This is a genomic window from Streptococcus jiangnanensis (assembly GCF_040888325.1).
Lineage (GTDB): Bacteria > Bacillota > Bacilli > Lactobacillales > Streptococcaceae > Streptococcus > Streptococcus jiangnanensis.
This window is the reverse complement of sequence record NZ_JBFNFF010000002.1, coordinates 320,836-342,172: the sequence shown is the minus strand read 5'-3', so window position 1 is coordinate 342,172 and position 21,337 is coordinate 320,836. Positions and strand designations below refer to the sequence as shown.

Genomic DNA, 21,337 nt, shown 5'->3' with positions numbered 1-21,337 from the left:
GATTTCAAAATAGAAAGGATTATTCAGAGCTAAAAGTTGCTGCTTTTTGCATTTGGTAATACTTGCCCTTTCTAGCCATGAGTTCCTGATGATTGCCGTATTCCACGATGTTACCATCCACCAAGACTAGAATCAAATCCGCATCCTGAATGGTTGACAAACGGTGAGCAATGATAAAGCTTGTGCGATCCTTCATGAGTTTGGCAAAGGCATCCTGTACTAGCACTTCTGTCCGTGTATCGATGGAGGAGGTCGCCTCGTCTAAGATAAGAATCTTTGGAATAGCTAGAAATACTCGGGCGATGGTCAAGAGCTGGGCTTGACCGACAGAGAGAGATTCACCTGCATTTTCCAAATTGGTATCATAGCCCTGTGGCAACTGTTGGATGAAAAAATCTACGTTGGCTGCTTTTGCAGCAGCAATCACTTGTTCCCGACTGGCTTCAGGATTTCCAAAGGCAATATTGTCATGAATGGTCCCTTGCTTGAGCCAGGTTTCTTGGAGCACCATGCCAAACTGCTGTCTCAATGATGCTCGGGTATAATCGTAAATAGAACGACCGTCTAACAAGATATCTCCTGAATTAATAGGATAAAAACGCATGAGGAGATTGATAAGAGTTGACTTACCAGCACCTGTCGGACCAACGATGGCAACCTTGCTACCAGCAGGAATGTCAATGGATAAATCCTTAATCAGAACCTTCTCAGGATTGTAGCCAAAAGAAACATGCTTAAAGGAAATGGCTCCCTTAACTTGGTCACTGGTCAAGACTTCCTTACCTGTTTCAGCCACCTCTGGACTTTCTAAGACAGCATAGACGCGCTCTGCGCAAGCAAGAGCACTTTGCAACTCGGCTAGAACAGAAGAAATATCGTTAAAGGGCTTAGTGTACTGTTGGACGTAATTCAAAAAAGTCACTAAACGTCCGATGGTCAAGGTGGACCCCATCATAATACGATAAGCTCCTACCCCAGCCAGAAGGGCATAAATGAGCGCGTTGACAAAGCGAGTCGAAGGATTAACCGTTGATGAATAAAAGATGGCTGACTGAGAATAGCCTGCGTAGTTGGCATTCGCCTCGTGCAGTCTTTGGATAAACTCTGTCTGAGCATTAAAGGACTGGATAATAGGCTGCTGGCTAAGAGACTCTTCAATCAACTGAGTCTGAATCCCCCTGGTCTCTGTTTGCTTCTGGAAGAGATGATAGGAGCGTTTGGCAATAAAGCGTGAAATCACCATGGACAGCGGCGTCAACAGCAAAACCAAGAGGGTCATGAGAAGGTGAATTTGGAGCATGGCTAGAATACTAACCAAAATCATCAAGACTCCAATGAAAAATTGATTGAAAATCATGGTCAAGCCAGCTGCCAACTGTTCTATGTCTGTGGTCACACGACTGACCATCTCTCCACTGCCCTGCCGATCCACAAAAGCAATCGGTAACCGATGGAGCTTATGAATGATTCGCTCTCGCAAGTCTTTAGTATAAGAGAAGATTAGACGATTATAAAGAAGAGGATTGGCCCATTGTACCAATGTATTTCCTATGACCACCAAGATCATCTGGATGAAAATCTGCCAAAAAACTAGCGAAGAACCAGCCACTAGAACCTGGTCAATGACCTGCCCAATCAGAATAGGTAGGTAAATTGATAAGCCAACTTGGGCAATAGTTCCTAGAAAGGCAAGGAAAAGGAGGAAGGGATGGCTTGCTAAATCTATGGCCAAACGTTTGAGCGTCTGGTTTGCGGTTTGTCGTCTCATGCTAGTCCTCCTTTCCATGTTGGGATGCATTGATTTCTCGATATACTTGGCTAGTTTTCATCAAGTCCTCGTGCTTGCCAACAGCTAGGAGCTCACCTTTTTCCAAAAGGAGAATCTGGTCTGCCATCTGTAAAGTCGAGGTTCGTTGAGAGATCAAGATTAAACTTGTATTTGGCAGATTTTCTCTAATAGCTTTCAAGAGCTTGGACTCGGTAATGGTGTCGAGAGCCGAGGTCGCATCATCTAGGATGAGAAATGGAGCTTGGCGCAAGACTGCTCGGGCAATAGATAGCCTTTGTTTTTGTCCGCCTGAGAAATTTCTCCCTCCTGCCTCAACTAGGGCATCCAAAAGTCCTTCCTTTTCACTGACAAAATCCTTAGCTTGCGCAATCTCCAAGGCCTGCCAGAGTTTCTGGTCAGATACTTCTTGATTGAAACCTAAAGTCAAGTTAGAACGAATAGTTCCCTTAAAGAGCTCGACTTTTTGAGGCACATAGGCAATCCAAGACCGCCACTGCTCAAGATTAAGAGGACTACGACCATTTCGATAAAGGTCAATGCTCCCCTTGTCTACTGGATAAAGTCCAAGTAAGACTTGCACCAAGCTTGATTTACCTGAACCAGTTCCCCCGATGATACCAAGGATTTGCCCTTGATTCATACCAAAGGAAATGTTTCTCAGAGAAGGCTGGGCGGCATCAGGATAGGTAAAGGTTAATTCTTGGACTTGTAAAACATTATCGCTGGTAGCTTGCTTTTGTTCTAACTCTGAATGGATATCCTCTGGAGCCTCGTCAAAGACTTCCTCAATTCGCTTGGCTGAGATATAGGATTGGTTGAGGGAATTGATCAGCATGGCGAGCTTAACCAATTCCACCAAAATCTGTAAGAGGTAGTTGATAAGAGCAATGAGAGCTCCTTGACTGAGTAAACCTCCTTGAATTGAAATATAGCCCTGCCAGATAATGACGAGGAGAGTTCCATTAACAATCAGATAGGTCAGAGGTGTTAACAAACTTGACCAGAAACCCGTCTTTTCTTGCAATCTAGCATAAACTTGGTTAAGGTTTTGAAAAATCTGTAACTCTCGTTTTTCCTGACCAAAAGCACGAATAACTCGCATCCCTTGCAATTGCTGGCGCGTTTCCTGAACCAATTGGTCCGTTTTCTTTCTGAGACTGCTGTAGAGAGGATTGACCAGTCGAGAGAGACCGACAATGACAATCGTCAAAATGACAACCATAACTAAGAACCAGAAAGTCAGCTCAGCCGAGATGCGATAGGCCATAAAAATGGCTCCAAAAACGATAATAGGCGCTCTCAAAAAGAGGCGCAGGAATTGATTAATCCCAGTCTGAATCTGGTAAGTATCCGAAGTCAAGCGGGTCACCAAGCTAGAAGTTGTCAAACGGTCTCTGCTGTCCTTAGGTAAAGAAAGAATATGACGATAGAGGTCGTTCGTCAATTCCTTGGCAAAACCTACCGCTGCCTTGGCTGAATAAAATTGAGCAATCAAGGCTACTAAAACGCCAATCACTGCAAAGATAAGGAGCAGGCCAATCTGCATCCAGAGATGCCCTTGATCTCTCTGGGGCAAGGACTGGTCAACAATCCCAGCAATCACCATGGGAACCAAGAGTTCAAAAACAGCTTCAAGTAGCTTGAACAAGGGTGCTAAAATGGATTCTTTGATATAGGGTTTGAAGTAAGATAGTAAGTGTTTCATAAATCCCTTCTATTCTTATTCTGGAAATGAAGAAAGTGGGAAGCCCCACCCTCTCAGTTTTATTTGTTTAAGTAAGGTAATAGATAGCCATATCCTGCTTTTTCCATCTCATCCTTGGCTACAAAGCGTAAGGAAGCAGAATTAATACAGTAACGCAGGCCACCTAATTCCTGAGGTCCATCTGTGAAAACATGACCCAAGTGAGCATTTCCTGACCGAGAACGAACCTCGATTCGCTCCATTCCATGGCTCAAATCCTTGTAATAGTGAATTAGTTCCTTAGAAATCGGACGGCTAAAACTTGGCCAACCACAACCTGAAGCAAACTTATCCTTGGCGAAAAAGAGCGGTTCACCCGTTGTGATGTCTACATAAATCCCTTCTTCAAAGGTTTGGTCATAGGCATTGGTAAATGGCGCCTCTGTAGCAGCTTCTTGAGTTACTCGGTAGGATTCTTCAGTTAGGCTTTCCTTCAGCACTTCTTGACTAGGCTTTTCATAGTTAGATGCGTCAATCAATGGCTTCTCAGCATCGGTTACATCGATATGACAATAACCGGAAGGATTTTTCTTGAGATAGTCTTGATGGTAGTCTTCAGCTAAAATGTAGTGGCGAAGTTTCTCCACTTCTACTGCAATCTTTCGACCAAGCATACGCTCCTGCTCCTGCACTACTGTGTAGATAGCTGGCAAGTCTGCTTCATCTTGGTAATAAATACCAGTACGATATTGGCGACCACGGTCATTCCCTTGTTGATTAATCGATAAAGGATCGATGACTCGGAAATAATAAAGCAAAATTTCTCTGAGTGACACAGCTTTCTCATCATAAATCACTTGAACCGTCTCTGCATGGTCTGTTTCCTTGAGCAACTGGTAATTAGTTGTTTCGACTTGGCCATTAGCGTAGCCTACACTGGTTGCTAATACGCCTGAAATTCGTGAAAAATACTCCTCTAGGCCCCAAAAACAACCACCTGCTAGATAAATTTCTGACATCTTTATTTCTCCTTTATCAAGTTTTTAACCAATACTCTTCGAAAATCTCTTCAAAGCACGTCAGCTTACATCTGCAACCTCAAAACAGTATTTTGAGCTAACTTCGTCAGTTCTATCCACAACCTCAAAACCATGTTTTGAGCAACCTGCGGCTAGCTTCCTAGTTTGCTCTTTGATTTTCATTGAGTATAAACTTCTTTTCAAAAAAAGGATAGGAAGTCCTCTGGTCGAGAATTTCCCCATCCTATCTTCTATTCTTTATTTTGCTTCGACACGGACACCTTGCGTATCAACTTTCAAGTCATGCAGTTTGCCTTTGAAAGGTTGCTTTTGCAATTCTGCTTTAATCTTCGGCATCTTGTCATGAGAAGCCAAGACCATCACTGTCGGCCCTGCTCCAGAGAGGTAGGTCGCATAGGCTCCATTCTCTTTGGCTACTTGCTTAATCGTCGCAAATTCACGGACCAGACTTTGACGATAACGCTCGTGGAAGAGGTCCCCCTCGATTGCTTGTCCAGCTGTCACCATATCTCCTGCTAACAAGGCTGCAACGGCCACATTGGCGATAGAACTAGCCGCAACAGCTTCCTTGTAGGACAATTTCTTAGGAAGGACACCGCGGCTGTCTCGAGTGCGCAATTCATAGTTGGGAATATAAGCTAGAAAATCACATTCTGGGAAGTCAGCCACGATTGCTGAAACGTGACCTTCAACGGAACTCGCAACAACAAGATTTCCATAGATAGCTGGAGCCACATTGTCAGGATGTCCTTCAATCTTGGTCGCCAGCTGCAATTTATCGTGGTTAGATAAGTTGAGCTTGCCCAGTTGGTTGGCCAGTTCAATCCCAGCAACGATAACCGAGCTAGAAGAACCCAAACCACGCGCCAAGGGAACATCACTGGTCATTTTCAAACGTCTCGGTTGCAAGTCAGGCGCAATTTGCAAGGCAATCTTAAGCAAGAGATTACGCTCGTCATGTGGAATCCATTTGCCAATCTGGTGTTCAATCAACCACTCATCCCGTTCTTCACAGACCTCAATTTGAAGATACTTGGTTACAGCTACACCGACCGAATCAAAACCTGGCCCGATATTGGCACTGGTTGCAGGTACAATAATCTTCATCCTATTCTCCTAACACCTTGAAGGTATTCAAGAGGTCAAATTCTGAAGCTTTGGCCAACTCAGCTGAAACATTCTCAAGTTGTGCTTTATTAATCTTATGAGTGATAATCACTACACGCGCCTTGTCACCCTCTTTGCCATCTTGGAGGATTTGCTTGAAGGAAATATCTTGAGCATTAAAGATTTCAGCCAATTTCAAGACCTGACCTTTTGAATCTGGTGCCAAGATTGAGAAATAGTAGTTTGCTTTAACATCTTCTGGATTTGCCAAGACTAGGTCACGACTGTATTCGTTGAAGTCTTTACCAATAGTGCCATCATTCAAGCGACGAACGATACGGACAATATCTGCTACAACACTTGTCGCAGTTGGTTTTTGACCCGCACCTGGTCCGTAGTACATAGATTCACCGATGCCGATAGACTCCACAAAGACTGCGTTCATTACCCCATTCACACTGGCAAGTGGATGTGCTTTAGGAAGGAAGGTTGGAGTCACTTCTGCAGCAATACCTGAAGGAGTTTCCTCGATAGAACCAACCAATTTCACTACATAGCCAAGGTCTTGGGCCACAGCTACGTCTTCTGGTGTGATGTTGCGGATTCCCTTGTGGGCTACATCGTCAAAGGCAACCTTCATACCAAAAGCAAACTGGCTCAAAATCACCATCTTGTAGGCTGCATCAATCCCATCCACGTCATTTGTAGGGTCACTTTCTGCAAATCCAAGTCTTTGAGCTTCGGCCAGAGCATCATCATAAGACCAGCCTTCTTCCACCATCTTGGTCATCATGAAGTTGGAAGTTCCATTAACGACACCAAGAACGCGCGTGATTTTATCAGAAGCCAATGAATTTGCTAGAGTGCGAAGAATTGGAATCCCACCAGCAACAGCTGCTTCGTAGTAAAGTGCTACATTATGCTCTTTAGCGATTTCTAACAATTCTGCACCATGAACAGCCAAAAGGTCCTTGTTAGCAGTAACAACGTGTTTTCCAGCTTCCAAGGCACGAGTGATAAAGGTCTTAGCAGGCTCAATACGACCCATCAATTCCACTACGATAGTAATATCCTTGTCTGACAAAATATCATCTACATTGGTCACAAAATTAAAGTCATTTCCTGCTGCAAGCAAGCGGTTCTTTTCATCTTCATCCTTGACCAATACCTTGGCCACTTCAATCTCTGAATGAGCTGACTGAACGATTTTTTCTCCATTTTCCTTTAGGAGGAATGGCACACCACTTGCAACGGTACCAAATCCAAGTAAAGCAATTTTAACTGTCATGTTTGTCTCCTAGAAATTTTCTGATATAGCCATTATAACAGAATTTTATGAAAATTCCTATTATAGTAAATCACTATTTCGGTCTAGAAAAGAAAAAACGAATCAGACGATTCGTTCTCCTTAAAATCTAGAAAAAGATTTCCAGAAATGATTATCCGATTTTTTGCAGATTAAGAACTGCATCGTGATTGATCAAGATTTGCCCATACTCTTGCAAGACTGAACGACTGATGTCACTGTCGTCTGCAAACTCACGCATACGAGCCAAGAGCCAAGCCGGATATGGACTTGGATGATTTTCCACATCGACTAAGATTGTCAAATAATAGTGTCCATTCATCTTATAGAGTTCAGATGTTTCCATCTGGTAGTTAACCGTCTTTGCAAAAGCAACTAAGTCAGCAAGGCTTGCAAAGCGTAGGATATAGTAGATATAAGGTTCTTTCTTATTCTCCGTCTCCTTGTCTGCCTGCTCTTGCTCTTCTTCCTTTGCTTCGACCTGCTCTAGAGATTGGATGGCCTCAATATCGTCCTTGGTCTTATCTGCAATGCTCTTTTCCAAGGTTTTGAGAAATTCATCTGGCGACATTTGGGCTAATTCTTCCATGTCTGGTAGATCCGCCAAATCTTCAAAATCCAAATTTTGGTCAATCTTGGACTTGGTCACAAAGACGTCGACCTTATCAGGTTTTGGCGTCACGCGGAAACTCAGCATGCCACTATCCAAGAAATTGTCTGGCATCTCTAACTCATCTAAAATAGCATAGAAAAACTCTTCGGTTTTTTCCTGAGGAACGAGAAAGTCTGCAATCTCCATTCCCCGATCCATCAAATCATCTAAAGTCATCGTGATTTTCAGTGTTGTATCACTAATTTGTTTCATCTTCATATCTAGTAACCTCATACTTTCAGTCTATCTATTATACTAGATTTTTACGATTTTATCAAAAGAATGAAGCGAGAATGTGATATAATACTAGATATGATTTTAGATTTAAGAAAGAAAGTTCAATGAAAAATATAAAAGTAAATGCCTTGGCCAGCTTGCTGGTCAATATTCTCAATATCGTTTTTCCACTGATAACCAACCCTTATCTGACGCGGATTCTCAGCAAATCCAATTACGGTTATTTCAATACAGCCAATACCTGGGCAAGTTTCGTTATTCCACTAGCTGCCTTTGGAATATACAACTACGGGATTCGAGCTATTAGTAAGGTCAAGGATGACAAGAATAAAATCAACTACGTCTTTTCTAAGTTGTTTTATATCTCGGTTTTCACCTCTCTCCTGACGACAGGTATCTACTTCCTCATTATCTTCTTTGACACCAGCATTGAGAATCTGAAAGTCCTCTACTACATTCTAGGGGCCCAAGCACTCTTCCAATTTCTCAATATCGAATGGATGAACGAGGCTTATGAAAACTATGCCTTCATCCTCTATAAGACATTAATTATTCGAATTACCATGCTGGTCGCTATCTTCGCCTTCGTTAAAACGGCAGATGATATCGTTCCTTATGCTATCGTTATGACAGCGACCACTATCCTCAACTACCTGCTCAGTTTTCTTTGGATTAAGAGAGAAGTTTCTTTTGTTAAGATCGGTTTCGTCGAATTAGTCAAAGCTTCTAAACCGCTCTTCACTATGCTTCTCTTAGCAAACGCTAATATGCTTTACACCTTGCTAGATAGAATGTTTATCACCAAGGGACCAGATGAAAACTATATTTCTTATTATACAATTGCCTATAGTATCGTCATGTTGATTGCCAGTGTCTTGAGTGGAGCTATCAACGTCAGTATTCCACGCCTTGGCTACTATCTCGGTAAAAAGGATTACAAGTCCTATAATTATCTCGTGAATCAAGCGGCATCCTTATTCTATTTCCTTATGGTTCCAACTAGTATTGGGATTATGATATTGGGACGGTACGCAACTGTTATTTATTCTTCTGAAAAATATCTTGAAGCGGGTATCGTAACTAGCGTCTTCGCTTTTCGTACCATCATTTGGGCTATTGAGTTGATTCTTGGTAAACAGATTATCTTTATCAACGACCATGAAAATCGCTTAACTGCCTTCTACTTCCTTGGTGGTGGTGCCAATATACTATTAAATAGCATCTTGTATTTCAATAATATTTTTGCACCTGAGTATTACATCGCTACGACCATTATCGCAGAAACTATCGTTGTTTTACTTGAAATTCATTTTATCAAGAAACACCAACTGATTAGTTTAAAAGAAATTTTTATAACCTTAACACGTTATAGCCTCATATCCCTTGGTTTTATCCCAATCTTCTATATTTTCAAGATGATTTTCCAAATCAATTCCTACACAGTAAACTTCAATATGATTCTCATGGTTCTTTCTACCGTAGCAACTTGTGGTATCTATTACCTCTTGACCCTCTTTATCACCAAAGACAAAACACTCCACTATGCACTGAACCTTGTACTTGCAAAATTAAAACGAAATTAAAAAAATCCCCTACTGATAAATTAGTTGCCAGTAGGGGATTTCTTCTTTATTCTTTTTCTTTCTTTTCAGAAGCGTTGGCTTCTAGATTTGAATCTTGTTTAGGTTGTTCAACAATAGAGGAATTAGCTTCTTGTTTCTGTTCTGGCTTGACTGCATCGCTATTTACAGTAGCAACAGCCTGTTTCCAGATTCCTTCTTCGTTTACTTTATAACCATCAGGTGTTGTTGCGTTCTTCAACAAAGAACCATCAGCTTGGAAATAGTACCAATTACCATCAAGCTGTTTCCAACCTGTCTGCATAGCTCCTGATTCATCAAAGTAATAATGATCACCATTTACTTTATGAAGGCCAACCAACATGATGCCATCTTCAGGATTTAGATAATACCAGACGCCTTTGTCTTTTATCCAACCAGTTTTCATGGCTCCATTTGATTCAAAGTAACGGTAATGATTATCAAACCATTTCCAGCCAGTTTGCATGGCACCAGATTTGCTAAAGTAATATTGCTTACCATCTACTTGATGGAGGCCGATTAACATAATTCCTTCTTTACCTTCAAGATAATACCAGGCATCACCATCTTTCAACCAACCTGTTTGGAGTGCGCCAGACGTAGCGTAGTAATGCCAAGAATCATTTGACCACTGCCATCCAACTTGCATAGTACCTGCAGAGCTGAAGAAATAGTTCTTACCGTCAATCTCTTTAGATCCTACAGCCATAATACCTGTTTCTGGATCCAAATAATACCATGATTCTTTATCTTTCAACCAACCCGTTTTCATAGCACCTGAGTTCGTATAGAAGTACCAGCTATTGTCTTGCCACTTCCAGCCAGTCTGCATTGCACCACTAGCATTCAAATAGTAACGAGCACCATTTATATCTTGTCTGCCAGTTAACATGTTGCCATCTTTATCCAGATAATACCATGTTTCCTGATCCTTGACCCAACCGGTTTTCATAGCTCCAGAACTTGCAAAATAGTTCCAGTGACCATCAACAAAGGCCCAGCCAGTTTGCATGACACCTTCTTGATTAAAGTAGTACGTGATTCCATTGATATTCTTTTTACCGACGGTCTTTAGCCCATCCTCATCATAGAAATACCAATTTGAATCAATCTTTTGCCATGTTGAAGGCTTACCTGCTGTTTGGAGTGCACCACTTTCGGTAAAGAACATCTTCTTGCCATTATAGACTTGATGTCCTGTTAGCATCTTCCCATCTGCTGCAAAGAGATACTTTTTCCCTCCAATTTCAGAGAGCTCGCTAAATCGTCTAGCACCATTTGATTGGATATAATACCAAGAGTCATCTAGTTTGAACCAACCACCAGTTTGCATTTTACCATTTTGGTTCAAATAGTAATCGTTCCCTTTGGCATTTTCTCCCCAGTCGTCGTTAAGGTGAAGCCAGCGACCTGCTTGCATTTGTCCTTTTCCATTAAAGAAGTAAGTGGCTCCGCCGATCTCTCTCCAGCCGATAGCCATTTCTCCATCAGTCAAACGATATTTCCAATAGCCATCTTCTTGATACCATTTTTCGTCAACTACAGGGATATCAGGGAAGGTATTTGAAACATTAGCAAATCCTTTATCGCTAATATCAAAAACGGTAGCGTCTTGAGTTTGGCTCGCAGCATGAAGAACCTGAATATTTTTCTTCTGAAGGTATTCTCTGGTTGAAGCAACATTAATATCTCCACCAGTTGTCTGAATAATCATTTTTGGTGATAAGTTTTCAAGGAAATTAATCGTATTTGAAATTGTCGCATCATAATGGTGGTTCCATTTCATCATATCAACCTTGCCGATAACTGGACCTAACTTATCTTCTGCTCCTTCGGCATTATCCAAATCTCCACCAAGATAGATTCTCTTTCCTGCCACAGTCACTACTGAAACAATGGAGTTGGAGTTATCATCTCGAACTTTTTTCAGATTCCCGTCAGCATCATATTCATTCTTATAGTTGTAGAGTTGGATATCCATATCACCTAATTTTAGGTGGCTATCCTCATCTGAAATATTCTGGATAAGAGTAACTCCTCGTTTTTGAGCTGCTCTCAAAGCATTATCATAATTGAAAAGATTATCCCATAGTCCCCAGTTTGCTGTGATCCGATCATCTGAATATTTTTTCAAATAAAACTTACCGACCTGATATCGATTGAGTATTTCGTCTGCTCCACCAATATGGTCACTATGAACATGAGTTCCTATAATAAAATCTAATTTTTTTACACCTATTTGATCCAAGTGGCGAATCAATCGATCCTCCAATACTTGATAATTTCTCATGGAAATTCCCCAGCGGCTTGGATAGCGTGGGTCACTCCCATCAGGGAAGTCATAGTCTTCACCCATATCAATCAAAGCATAGTGACCATTGCTTTCCAGAAGGATGGCATCACTCCCAGATTTTGCTTTAGTATTTATGAAATGGATACGATTGCCCGAACCTGCAGAGATGGTATCTGCATCTACTCCTTGCGATAACTGAATCAGTAATAGAAAGAATGCGAGAACACTATATCTAACTGATTTTAATAACCATTTATTTTTCACCTTGAAAACTCCTTTATCTTAACAATAAGCAACTTTTTTAATCTAATCAATCCAATAATTTTTATCCCCTCCTGGGACTTGTTGCTCAATAGGAGGTGGAGTCATATAGTTTTCTCCAAATTCGTAGACAAGTATTTCATGGTATTTTCTCGGAACCTTGACCACAATGTCTTCATAGGGCATATCAATCAAATCATAGAGCCATTCTTTTTTTATACCATTTGGATAATAAGGGTCATAGATAGTACAAGTAAGATCTGTTGCTTGATCTACACTATACTTTAAAGCAAGGCTCTCTAATTTTTGATTCCATAGCTGTGGGGAAGTTAAGCGGAAAATCGCTGATCCCATATAACGAGGGAGGTTCTTAAGTCCACCATTCTCAGACTTGATCCCTTTAAAATTCAATGAAGAAAGGCGAATGAAATATTTGTAGAGCTTCATTTTCTTACGGTCACTTTCCTGTGTTACGACACCATCATATGGAAAAATGTCAACACAAGTTCCCAATACGACCGTTGGGTCTACGAGGTTAGCATCTCGACGAGTCCTTACATCATAGACTCTCATATAACTGTATGGATATCCCTTTGTTTCTCTGAATGAAATCAATTTGTAGTAGGGATGATTTTCATTTTGTAAAACCTTGTAAAGTTTTTCAAATTCATCACGCGCTAAGGAAATATCTGTATCATCATCCCAAGGGATAAATCCTTTATGGCGTACAGCTCCTAGTAAGGTTCCAAAATCAATAAAGTATTTGATTTGATGTTGTTCACAAAGATCATGTAGATACTTTAAAATATCCAATTCTACTTGCTTGATTTCTTCAAGAGTTAAAGTTCTTTCAGACATAGGTTCTATTCTCCTAAATTTGACTATATTTTTAAACGTTTCTTAATCCCAATCCCGTCATTTAGACCTTTTAACAATCTTCCATAATTTAAAATCATGATGAGATACTCTTTGTTCAACCGGTGGCAATTGCATATAGTCTCCGTAGTCTGAGGTCAAAATTTCATGATAATTTTTCGGAATGGTAAATTCCTTACCTTCAAATGTTCCAGTAGTAACTTGTTCCAGCCATTCACGTCTCCACACTGGTTTGTTCATATCCTTGTAGATAAGATAATCCACTTGCTCATAATCTGAGACTTTACGGGATTTTGCAAGCTCTTCAATCTGGGCAACGTATTTGTTCGTATTGGTAAAATAGAAAATAATAACTGACACATAACGTAGCAGTGAATTCAGTACACTTTTCGTATTGGTAATGCCTTTGAAGGTGTAGCAACTCAATTGACGTTTCTTTATCAGTTTCGTCATCTTGTTTTTAAATTCTACGTCATCCTCGTAGCCATCTACAGGGAAAATATCTACATAGATTCCCATATTCGAATCGATGCGAACATCTTCTTCTAGCAAGTAGGTATGGTTATCCTGCACTTTCATGAAGGGATAGACATAGTTGAGATTATTTTTATAAGACATGACCTCGTAACGTTTATCAGGGTTAGCGATAAGGTAGTCTTGCAACTTTTCATAATCTTCTCGTAACATGCAGATATCCATGTCATCATCCCAAGGGATAAATCCTTGATGGCGAACAGCACCAATTAGACTTCCATATGCTAAGAAATACTTGACACCAATTTTCTGACAAACTTCATGAATATACTCCATGATTCCAAGTTCCATCTGTTGAATTTCATTGATGTCTGTTACTTCTTGGTACCGAACTCCTTCATCTCGTTTGCAGACTACGAGTCCATAGCCAATCGCTAGCCAGAAGATGATATTAATAAAGTTGGTTGAATACATAATCTGACTTTCAAATAATTGACCAAACAAGATACCAAAGAATAGGATCATGATCAATTTATCAGTATGTTTCTTGGAAACAATCAAATACGTTAAAAAGCGCTTGATGACATAAGCCAGTACAAGAAGGAAGGATACCAAACCTAGAACTCCCGAACTGACAAATATGGTCACAAAAATGTTATGGAAATTCCCACCGATAAGGGAGTTTTGAATCTCAAATTTACTGAAATATTCTGTGTAATAATCTGGAACATTTCGTACACCATAACCAAAAATTGGTTTGGCACTTCCCATCTTGATGGCATTTTTCCAGATATAGGTTCTACCACTTGGTGTTGTTTCGATTAGATGGAGCTCACCGTTTTTCTTAGTGACAGACGAATCTGTCTCAGCATAGGATTGTCCTTTGTTTAAATCTAAGACAGTCGCAGTTTCAGATGAGATATAGATTGAAGTTACATAGCTTAATCCAATATTAGTTGCAGTAATCAGCAAACCAGCAACTATAAAAGTGAGGAATCGTTTAACGATACTTCCTCTAGTAGCAAAGAAACTATAGAGTCCAATCATGAGAAGTAAAGAAAGTAAGGCTCCTCGACTTTGCATCGTAGCGAAGTAAACGAATTGAATCACATTATTCAGTTTAAGATAAACAGAATATTTACTTCCTTTATGGATCAAATACATAGCCAAAATAATGCTAATGTATGAAAATATCGCACTAGCATTTGGATTGACAATCCCCCACAGACGGCCATTCATGACACCATAGTAATAAGATTGTTCGCCAATCTTAAATAGGATGAGGACTCTACTTATCAATAAACCAAACGCAAAAATTGCTGAAGAAAAAGATACAATTTGAACCGTATAGGCAATCCAGTCAAATAATTTTTTAAGTTGCCCTGATTGTAACATGGTAAATAATAAAACATAGGTTACCATGAAGAGGATTTCAATCACATTTCCAATCAGATGTCCTGAGCGATTGAAAACAGCTGATAGCAGATGACTTCCAGCTAAGAGTCCAAATAAGGATAGAAATTTGCGATCTGCTGTGATTTCTTTCCACTTAAACAATAAGGTATAGCAAATATAAAGCACTACAATCGCTGATAATCCCTTGTAGAGGGGATTTGCTATCTTATAAACCAGTGAACTCATACTTAAAATCGAAATGAAAACAAATAGATACGCAATCCATAGTTTTGATTTTTCAAAGTATTCATCCATTTTTGAAAAATTCATTTTCAACTCCTTCTCATGATATTAGTTTTTTAATCCAACAATTTTCTTATATAGCCATGGAGAAATGACAAGTGAAAGGATAGCTACCTTGCGAAAAGTGGTGAAATAAGCATCTTTCCATATTTCGCGTCGGTGCTGAACAATCCAAGTCCTCAGCTCGGCTTTCTCCTTTTGATACTCTTCACGTGAAGTAAAGATAATTTTATCGTAAACTGTGATGTACGACCAACACTCTCTATTTATTAATTCGTATTTTAAATTAGGGAAGGCTTGTGAAACTTGAGCAATTATTTGCTTATAAACTTCTATTGTGTCAAATACATATCGATTAACAGATGTTGTTGCACTTCCCTCACGATGATCATAATAATAAACAGGTTTGTCAATAAATACGCAACTGCATCTTGTCTTTAGTAGCAATTCAGTTAAAAACAAGGCATCTTCAGCTAGGTGATAATTGGTATTAAACTTTTCATCCGCAAGCAGGTCTCTCTTAAACAGTTTTGCGACTGGAAAAAATGATGTTCTGGTAGTCATCAGTAGTTCCTTCATGGTTTCTTCTGTTGACCAGAGTTCTGTTTTTTCTGAATGTGAAGGTAGGTCTGTTACAATTCCGTTTTTGATATGGTGCAGAGGGGCAATTACAAAGCCTACATTCAACCCTTCAGCTGCACTTGCTAAAGTAGCTAGGTAATCCTGGGTAACGAAATCATCGCTATCAATAAAGGTAACCCAAGAACCCGTCGCTAGCTGAATTCCCATATTTCTAGCATTTGAAACACCAGCATTTTCGATATGATAAACCTTGATATTCTCATACTGAGACGCTAAGTGATCACAGATCTGTCCACTGGAATCAGTAGAACCATCATTGATTAGGATTAACTCAAAATGGGTATAAGTCTGTTGAAGAATCGACTCCACACATCGCTCCAAATAGGCTTCTACATTGTAGACTGGAACGATAACGCTTATTTTTTCTCCCATCATGCTCCATATTCTCCCTTGTACTCTGTGTAGCTCTTGTCCATGTCCGCTATAATAGCATCATGATGCGGTACCTGCTTGTCCGCTGGTGGCGGTGTCATATAGTCCCCAAAAGCAGTGCTGAGATAGGCATCATAACCGACTGGAATGGGCATCTCAGTTCCTTCAAATGGCAAGAAAAGATTGTCTTCAAAAGATGCAATTGGGTACTTGTTTCGCATGTAGCCGGGACCTGAGCATAATTCCGTAATTCCATCGCTCTCAGCCAGACCATACTTGGTCATTTCTTTTTCAGCTTTTTTCCAAATGCGATAACGTAGAGATTTTGGAGTCAGGCCGAGTAAGATACGACTTCCCCATTTCATGACTGCACCATGCTTTTCTGGGATAGTTTGCGCACAAAAGAGTGAATAAATCAAGGCCCAACGAACCTGTTTCTTACGCTCAGCTGGATTTTTAGGATAATAATCCAAAGGCAACACATCCAAGGCCAAACCGTGTGGCAAATCCAAATCCTTTTGATAAGGCTTGATACAAGTGGTTTCCTTGTCTCGAATGGTAATAAAAAGGTTACGGTCTACAAAGTCCTTGTTACTCTTTGACAAGAAATAACGCTCATCTGCATAACGAGGCCATAGTTCTGCTAATTTTTCATAGTCCTTGCGAGGCATAAAAAAGTCTAGGTCATCATCCCAAGGAATGAAGCCCTTATTACGTAGGGCACCAATAGCTCCTCCACCACAGAGATAGCACAATAAATCATGTTCTTTACAAAATGCAACGAAATATTCAGCCATTTCCAGACTACGAGCCTGAATCGCTTTCAAATCACTCATGTCTCTCCTCTTCTGTCCAATAACGAGTTATATCGTTTTATTATACCATAAAAAAGCCCTAAAAATCCATCAGATACTAAGAAAAATCAAAGCCTAAACCACTTTTTCACTGGTGATTCAAACTTTGATTTTTTTATAGTATTCTATCTCATTCCCATTTGGGCGAGTTTGGTCTGGTATTTATTTTGATCGACCAGAAGACCTTGCCCACCATAGATATCATAAGCGTCCACCCAGTCACCAAGTTCTGGGACGGTGAGTCTTTCAATGCCATTTTGAGCACCTTCTAGGACAGATAAGCCATTGGTTAACAAGAAGCTATAGGGTAAATTGGTCGAAGTCATCGCAAAGACTTTCCCAAGCGCCTCAGATCCTGTAAAGAGTTTGGTTGGATCTTTGATTTGCTCAAGAACGGCTGACATGACTTGTTGCTGACGTTTGGTACGTCCGTAGTCTCCTTCATCATCATCACGGAAGCGGGCATAGTTGAGTAAGGTAGAACCATTCATTTGCTGTTTTCCAACTTTGATGGTTTGAGTTGGCGACTCTGTTTCTGTTGCATGAAGGTCGTCTCCGACTGTGGCTTCTGTCAGAGGTTGACCATTCAGAGTTGAAAATTGAGCATCGATAGTCACTCCTTCAGGGAAAAGGGTGTCAATAGCTGTTGCAAAAGCCTGAAAGTCAACTAAGGCGTAGTACTTGATATCCAAGTCAAAATTATCTTTTAGAACCTTGCGGACCATTTCTGCCCCTTTTTGCCCTTCTTGTTCCCCAAGTTCATAGGCAACATTAAGTTTGTTATCTGTTTGTTTCTGGCCATTTACAATCTTACTATACCCGTCGATATACACTAAGTTGTCACGCATAAAGCTGACTAGTTTAATCTTCTTATCCGATCCACTGACATTCAGTACCATGATTGTGTCGGTACGGGTTTCTGCACTATTTTGACCGATACGGCCATCTGTCCCCATGACTAGGATATTCACACCATCTTTGGTATCTTGACCGTTAAAGACCTCTACTTGAGCTGCCTTGGCGTCAGCTGGCTTATTTGTTGGATTGGCTGCTGACTGGAACCCTCTAAGAAACATGAAAATCATCCCTGCAAGCACACAAGTAATCAACAGCAGGAACCAAGTCAATATTCGTTTGAAGCGAATTCTTCTCTTTTTCTTTTTGACTTTAGGTTGAGGAGCTACCTTTTCACGTTTCTTAGACCGGCTTCTACTGCCGTAGGTCGGAAGATCAATATCTCTACCCCAAGTTTCTTCTTTTTCTTCTTGGTAGGAAGGGTGAACTTCAGACTTGGGACCTGCCATTTTCTGTTGCAGATAATCAAATTCCCTCCGTTCACGGTCGTTGAGGTAATGGATATTTTTGAAGAGATAGTCATAACGTAACTGCTCGTGATGACTTAAAGGATTTTCTTTGCTCATTGACTCTCCTTTTCTATATCAGTTATGGTAAAAATCGGGTAGGTTCCCAGTATCTTGTGCTGGATTCCAATGGCTTCTAGTTCTTGTCTGGCAAAATGAACCAGTTCTTTGTCACTATAGTCTACATCGATAATGAAAAAGTATTCTCCCAAGGCTGTTTTAAGGGGGCGACTTTCAATCTTTGTTAAGTCAATCCCTCTCCAAGCAAAAGTCGAAAGTGCCTTGTAAAGAGCACCAGGTAGGTTGTCTGGTAAGGTCAAGGCCAAACTCATTTTTTCAGCTTGTGAGTTCAAAGGAACCTTCGGTATCTCTGCCCCTAACACCCAAAAACGTGTGAAATTGGCTTCCATTTCCTGAATATCCTCTGCAATTAATTCCAAGCCATATTCTTCAGCTGAACTTTTAGGAGCAATAGCTGCATAAGGATGATCTGGATGTTCTGAAATAAATCGAGCTGCATATGCGGTACTGGCTGTTACCTCAATTTTAGCCTCTGGATAGTGTTCATCGATGAATTTTTTTCCCTGAGCCAAAGCCTGAGGATGGGAAAAAATCTTCTCAATTTTTGACTGACCTGGAACTGCCATCAGCTGCTGGTGAATGGGTTGAACAATTTCTGCAACTGCTTGGATGCGAGCCTGGTGAAAAAGGTAATCCAAACTTTCATGGACACTACCTTCAATGGAGTTTTCAACTGGTACCACAGAATAGTCCACCAAGCCCTGTTCATAGGCCTTGATGACATCTGTGATATTGGCAAAAGCCTGCAATTTCTCTTTGGGAAAAGCTGTCTGCACAACATGATGCGAAAAAGATCCCTTGGGACCTAGATAGGCAATTTTCATCTCAGTTCCTCTATAATTTCCTCTGGGCTTAACTTGGTCACATCTAGAACCCGACTGGCTACTTCCTCATACCAAGCTTGTCTTTCATGGAAAATAGCTGCTAGTTCTTCCTTACTTTTGTTAAGAAAGAGCGGGCGCTGATTGTCCTTATCAGCTGCGATACGTTGGTAGAGGGTTTCAAAATCTGCTTTTAGGTAGATGTTATCAGGATTGGTTTTAAGCAAGTCACGATTTCGCTGAGAAATGACAACCCCTCCGCCAGTTGACACAACTCGGTCAGTTTTTAGTAAGTCAGCTAGGACTTCTGACTCTACTTGGCGAAAGGGCACTTCTCCTTTTTCAGCGAAGAAATCCGCAATGGACATGCCCAAATGTTCCTCAATTAAGGTATCCATATCGATGTAGTCTGGGTCCAAGCCTCTAGCGATTGTCGACTTGCCTGCCCCCATAAATCCAAGTAATACCTTAGCCATGAATCAAGCTCTCCAAATCATCAAAGAAGCTAGGATAGCTGGTATTGATGGCTTCAGCACGGTCAAGTTCCACTTCTCCATCCGCAACCAAGAGGGCTGCAATAGCTGTCATCATTCCAATTCGGTGATCACCAAACGTATTGACTCTAGCGCCATGAAGGGCTGATTTCCCTTTGATAATCATCCCGTCTGCTGTAGGAGTGATGTCCGCTCCCATGCTATTTAAGGCATCTGCCACCACTTGAATGCGGTCGGTTTCCTTTACCTTGAGTTCCTCAGCATCCTTAATGACCGTTACACCTTGCGCTTGGGTCGCTAGAAGGGCAATAATAGGCAATTCATCAATCAAGCGTGGAATCAAGGATCCACCTATCTCCGTTCCTTTGAGGTCTGAAGATTCGACAGTCAGTGTTGCTGATTTAGCGACAGGATCGATTTCAATTATTTCTAGTTTTCCACCCATGGCGCGAATGACATCAATAATACCAGTACGAGTTTCATTGATGCCCACATTCTGCAGTACTACACGAGAGTTTGGAACAATCAAACCAGCGACCAACCAAAAGGCTGCACTGGAAATATCTCCTGGAACAACTACCTTTTGTCCGATCAGTTTTTGTGGTCCTTGAACTGTGATTTTCTTGCCTTCTACACTTAAATGGCCACCAAATTGTTGCAACATATCTTCGGTGTGGTTACGAGTACATTCTTTCTCGATAATAACGGACTCCCCCTGAGCCTGCAAGGCTGCAAATATCAAGGCAGACTTGACTTGAGCAGAGGCAATTGGCAACTCATAGTGAATCGGTTTTAAATTTTTCGTCCCTTTTAAGCGAAGAGGGGGCAGGTCTCGCTCCGTTTGCCCCGAAATGCTAACCCCCATTTTTTTCAATGGAATCGTCACACGGTCCATAGGACGTTTAGAAAGACTGTCGTCTCCGAACATCTCTACTTCGAAGTCTGCACCAGCAAGGACACCTGAAATCAGGCGAATCGAGGTGCCAGAATTCCCCATATCCAAGGCATTTTGTGGCGCTTTTAAGCCATCCATGCCAACACCTTGAATGGTGATAACCCCATCTTTATCCTCAATTTCTACACCAAGATCACGAAAAACCTGCATGGTTGAAAGCACATCCTCTCCACGCAGAATATCATAAACCTTAGTCTCGCCCTCAGCCAAACTTCCAAAAATAATCGAACGATGGCTGATAGACTTGTCACCTGGAACCCGGATACTGCCATGTAAGTGGCGAATGTTTGTTTTTAGTTTCATAGTTGACCTCATACTTGCAATACTTTTTCTTATTTTATCACAAAAAAGCCAGAAATTCCTGAAATTTCTGGCTTTTATACAGATAAAATACTATTTCAATAATTCTGAAACAGGTTCAAAGACAATTTTCTCAATGTCCGAAAGGTAAATGGACAATTGTTGCTGTTTGGCAAAGAAATCTGACAAAAGAGCGTTCTCTTGGATTTGCTTACTGAAAGACTGCATCTTTTCTTGGAAAGAGGCGTCTGGCATTTGTCCCGTTTGCGCCATGACTTGGATTTCTTGTTGGAAAGCAAGGTAGTCTGCAAAAATCTTGCTAGCTTGTTCATCAGCTTGGATGGCATCTTTTGCTACCTTGACCGCCTTGTATTCTGGTAATTCGCGTAACCCGCGGCTAAGTTCATTTGCACTATCGTAAATATTTGACATGATTTTC

17 protein-coding genes are annotated in these 21,337 nt (G+C 40.8%); 1 reads left to right on the top strand and 16 read right to left on the bottom strand.

The window, feature by feature from the left end; all coding sequences use genetic code 11:
• Positions 1 to 19 precede the first annotated feature (19 nt).
• From AB2B49_RS04250 to mecA, 6 genes are all read right to left on the bottom strand, one after another.
• A complete protein-coding gene (locus AB2B49_RS04250) occupies positions 20 to 1,768 on the bottom strand; it encodes an ABC transporter ATP-binding protein (RefSeq protein WP_049505682.1) in 1,749 nt (582 codons plus the stop codon).
• 1 nt (position 1,769) lies between these two features.
• Complete coding sequence (locus tag AB2B49_RS04245; protein ID WP_049505683.1) at positions 1,770 to 3,494, bottom strand: ABC transporter ATP-binding protein; 1,725 nt, start codon at positions 3,492 to 3,494, stop codon at positions 1,770 to 1,772.
• Positions 3,495 to 3,553: 59 nt separating this feature from the next.
• Positions 3,554 to 4,492, bottom strand: coding sequence for a peptide-methionine (R)-S-oxide reductase MsrB (msrB, locus tag AB2B49_RS04240; protein WP_076984655.1), 939 nt, complete (start codon positions 4,490 to 4,492; stop codon positions 3,554 to 3,556).
• Between the two features lie 258 nt (positions 4,493 to 4,750).
• Positions 4,751 to 5,620, bottom strand: a complete 870-nt coding sequence (gene thrB, locus AB2B49_RS04235) for a homoserine kinase (RefSeq protein ID WP_071851093.1) — start codon at positions 5,618 to 5,620, stop codon at positions 4,751 to 4,753.
• Between the two features lies 1 nt (position 5,621).
• Positions 5,622 to 6,908 (bottom strand): homoserine dehydrogenase, encoded by a 1,287-nt coding sequence (locus tag AB2B49_RS04230; RefSeq protein WP_000216365.1) that lies wholly within the window; start codon positions 6,906 to 6,908, stop codon positions 5,622 to 5,624.
• A 151-nt stretch (positions 6,909 to 7,059) separates the two neighbouring features.
• Positions 7,060 to 7,797, bottom strand: coding sequence for an adaptor protein MecA (gene mecA, locus AB2B49_RS04225; protein WP_071851095.1), 738 nt, complete (start codon positions 7,795 to 7,797; stop codon positions 7,060 to 7,062).
• A 122-nt stretch (positions 7,798 to 7,919) separates the two neighbouring features.
• Here mecA and AB2B49_RS04220 point away from each other — a divergent pair, with 122 nt between their 5' ends.
• Positions 7,920 to 9,398, top strand: coding sequence for an oligosaccharide flippase family protein (locus AB2B49_RS04220; protein WP_049490167.1), 1,479 nt, complete (start codon positions 7,920 to 7,922; stop codon positions 9,396 to 9,398).
• A gap of 46 nt (positions 9,399 to 9,444) precedes the next feature.
• Here the strand turns inward: AB2B49_RS04220 and AB2B49_RS04215 are convergent, their stop codons facing one another.
• From AB2B49_RS04215 to AB2B49_RS04170, 10 genes are all read right to left on the bottom strand, one after another.
• Entirely contained in the window at positions 9,445 to 11,973 is a 2,529-nt protein-coding gene (locus AB2B49_RS04215) for an MBL fold metallo-hydrolase (protein WP_071851096.1), read from the bottom strand.
• Positions 11,974 to 12,015: 42 nt separating this feature from the next.
• A complete protein-coding gene (locus AB2B49_RS04210; RefSeq protein ID WP_000004176.1) occupies positions 12,016 to 12,828 on the bottom strand; it encodes a LicD family protein in 813 nt (270 codons plus the stop codon).
• A 57-nt stretch (positions 12,829 to 12,885) separates the two neighbouring features.
• Positions 12,886 to 15,045, bottom strand: coding sequence for a LicD family protein (locus AB2B49_RS04205; protein WP_049505686.1), 2,160 nt, complete (start codon positions 15,043 to 15,045; stop codon positions 12,886 to 12,888).
• Between the two features lie 21 nt (positions 15,046 to 15,066).
• Complete coding sequence (locus AB2B49_RS04200; RefSeq protein WP_254734114.1) at positions 15,067 to 16,035, bottom strand: glycosyltransferase family 2 protein; 969 nt, start codon at positions 16,033 to 16,035, stop codon at positions 15,067 to 15,069.
• Positions 16,032 to 16,868: a LicD family protein gene (locus AB2B49_RS04195; RefSeq protein ID WP_001281444.1), complete on the bottom strand. Its 837-nt coding sequence runs from the start codon at positions 16,866 to 16,868 to the stop codon at positions 16,032 to 16,034. The genes AB2B49_RS04200 and AB2B49_RS04195 overlap by 4 nt, the downstream gene beginning before the upstream one ends.
• Positions 16,869 to 17,011: 143 nt before the next feature.
• Positions 17,012 to 18,307 (bottom strand): LCP family protein, encoded by a 1,296-nt coding sequence (locus AB2B49_RS04190; protein WP_049505502.1) that lies wholly within the window; start codon positions 18,305 to 18,307, stop codon positions 17,012 to 17,014.
• On the bottom strand, positions 18,304 to 19,152 hold the full coding sequence (gene pheA / locus AB2B49_RS04185; RefSeq protein ID WP_049505503.1) for a prephenate dehydratase: 849 nt from the start codon (positions 19,150 to 19,152) through the stop codon (positions 18,304 to 18,306). Before pheA ends, AB2B49_RS04190 begins: the two co-directional genes overlap by 4 nt.
• Positions 19,149 to 19,625: a shikimate kinase gene (locus AB2B49_RS04180; protein ID WP_049505504.1), complete on the bottom strand. Its 477-nt coding sequence runs from the start codon at positions 19,623 to 19,625 to the stop codon at positions 19,149 to 19,151. The genes pheA and AB2B49_RS04180 overlap by 4 nt, the downstream gene beginning before the upstream one ends.
• Positions 19,618 to 20,901, bottom strand: a complete 1,284-nt coding sequence (aroA, locus tag AB2B49_RS04175; RefSeq protein WP_044020549.1) for a 3-phosphoshikimate 1-carboxyvinyltransferase — start codon at positions 20,899 to 20,901, stop codon at positions 19,618 to 19,620. Before aroA ends, AB2B49_RS04180 begins: the two co-directional genes overlap by 8 nt.
• Before the next feature lie 90 nt (positions 20,902 to 20,991).
• A complete protein-coding gene (locus AB2B49_RS04170) occupies positions 20,992 to 21,330 on the bottom strand; it encodes a YlbF/YmcA family competence regulator (RefSeq protein WP_044020548.1) in 339 nt (112 codons plus the stop codon).
• Between the last annotated feature and the right edge of the window lie 7 nt (positions 21,331 to 21,337).

Excerpts from the sequence above, each read along its gene's own strand:
- AB2B49_RS04245 (WP_049505683.1), bottom strand. The coding sequence starts at position 3,494 with ATGAAACACTTACTATCTTACTTCAAACCCTATATCAAAGAATCCATT.
- AB2B49_RS04200 (WP_254734114.1), bottom strand. The coding sequence starts at position 16,035 with ATGATGGGAGAAAAAATAAGCGTTATCGTTCCAGTCTACAATGTAGAA.
- thrB (WP_071851093.1), bottom strand. The coding sequence starts at position 5,620 with ATGAAGATTATTGTACCTGCAACCAGTGCCAATATCGGGCCAGGTTTT.
- mecA (WP_071851095.1), bottom strand. The coding sequence starts at position 7,797 with ATGAAGATGAAACAAATTAGTGATACAACACTGAAAATCACGATGACT.
- AB2B49_RS04250 (WP_049505682.1), bottom strand. The coding sequence starts at position 1,768 with ATGAGACGACAAACCGCAAACCAGACGCTCAAACGTTTGGCCATAGAT.
- AB2B49_RS04205 (WP_049505686.1), bottom strand. The coding sequence starts at position 15,045 with ATGAATTTTTCAAAAATGGATGAATACTTTGAAAAATCAAAACTATGG.
- aroA (WP_044020549.1), bottom strand. The coding sequence starts at position 20,901 with ATGAAACTAAAAACAAACATTCGCCACTTACATGGCAGTATCCGGGTT.
- AB2B49_RS04210 (WP_000004176.1), bottom strand. The coding sequence starts at position 12,828 with ATGTCTGAAAGAACTTTAACTCTTGAAGAAATCAAGCAAGTAGAATTG.
- pheA (WP_049505503.1), bottom strand. The coding sequence starts at position 19,152 with ATGAAAATTGCCTATCTAGGTCCCAAGGGATCTTTTTCGCATCATGTT.
- AB2B49_RS04180 (WP_049505504.1), bottom strand. The coding sequence starts at position 19,625 with ATGGCTAAGGTATTACTTGGATTTATGGGGGCAGGCAAGTCGACAATC.
- AB2B49_RS04190 (WP_049505502.1), bottom strand. The coding sequence starts at position 18,307 with ATGAGCAAAGAAAATCCTTTAAGTCATCACGAGCAGTTACGTTATGAC.
- AB2B49_RS04170 (WP_044020548.1), bottom strand. The coding sequence starts at position 21,330 with ATGTCAAATATTTACGATAGTGCAAATGAACTTAGCCGCGGGTTACGC.
- AB2B49_RS04230 (WP_000216365.1), bottom strand. The coding sequence starts at position 6,908 with ATGACAGTTAAAATTGCTTTACTTGGATTTGGTACCGTTGCAAGTGGT.
- AB2B49_RS04220 (WP_049490167.1), top strand. The coding sequence starts at position 7,920 with ATGAAAAATATAAAAGTAAATGCCTTGGCCAGCTTGCTGGTCAATATT.
- msrB (WP_076984655.1), bottom strand. The coding sequence starts at position 4,492 with ATGTCAGAAATTTATCTAGCAGGTGGTTGTTTTTGGGGCCTAGAGGAG.
- AB2B49_RS04195 (WP_001281444.1), bottom strand. The coding sequence starts at position 16,868 with ATGAGTGATTTGAAAGCGATTCAGGCTCGTAGTCTGGAAATGGCTGAA.